The organism is Methylobacterium sp. WL18, assembly GCF_008040015.1.
Classification (GTDB): domain Bacteria; phylum Pseudomonadota; class Alphaproteobacteria; order Rhizobiales; family Beijerinckiaceae; genus Methylobacterium; species Methylobacterium mesophilicum.
The window spans coordinates 1-690 of sequence record NZ_VRVD01001183.1 but is presented as its reverse complement, the minus strand read 5'-3'; the positions used below and the strand labels follow the sequence as shown (position 1 = coordinate 690).

The 690-nt window shown below is 75.7% G+C and carries 1 pseudogene; it reads left to right on the top strand.

The features are described from left to right. Positions 1–690, top strand: a pseudogene (locus tag FV228_RS31685) (autotransporter outer membrane beta-barrel domain-containing protein); the annotation flags it as partial.

Genomic DNA, 690 nt, shown 5'->3' with positions numbered 1-690 from the left:
CCGATGGCGGGCGCGGCGGGGCCGTCGCGGTGACGCTGTCGGACGAAGTCGTCGGGCGGGGCGATCAGATCACCGACGCTGCGCGGCCGGTTTTCAAGCCGATCCCCCGGTTCTGGGTCTTCTCCCGGGGCGGGAATGGCGGCGACGCCCAGAAGGATGTCGGCGGCGGCGGCGCTGCCGGCTCGGTCAGCCTGACCCTGTCGTCCACGGTCTCGACCGAGGGACAGGCCTTCCTGGGCGTCCGGGTGAGCGCGGTCGGCGGCAAGGCCGGCTACGGCGGCACCGACGCGGACCAGACCGCGTCCCGGCAGGGCGGCGCCGGCGGTCCGGCCTCGCTCACGGTGACGCGCTCCGGCCAGGTGATCACCGACGGCGTCGGGGCGACCGCGGTGATCGTCGAGTCCCTCGGCGGCGCCGGCTCCATCCGCGGATCCGGGACCGCCTACAGCAACCCGTACGTGACGCAGGGTGGCGCGGGCGGCACCGCGCGCCTCGACATGTCCGGGACGATCAGGACCTCCGGCGACTACGCCCTCGGCGCCCTGGTCCAGAGCATCGGCGGCAACGGCGGCAACCAGCCGGATGCCGGCGGACGGCCGGGTGCCCGGGGCGGCGACGGCGGCACCGTCACGGTGACCCAGCGCGGCACGATCGTCACGGAGGGCGACTACGCCCTCGGCCTCGTGGCGC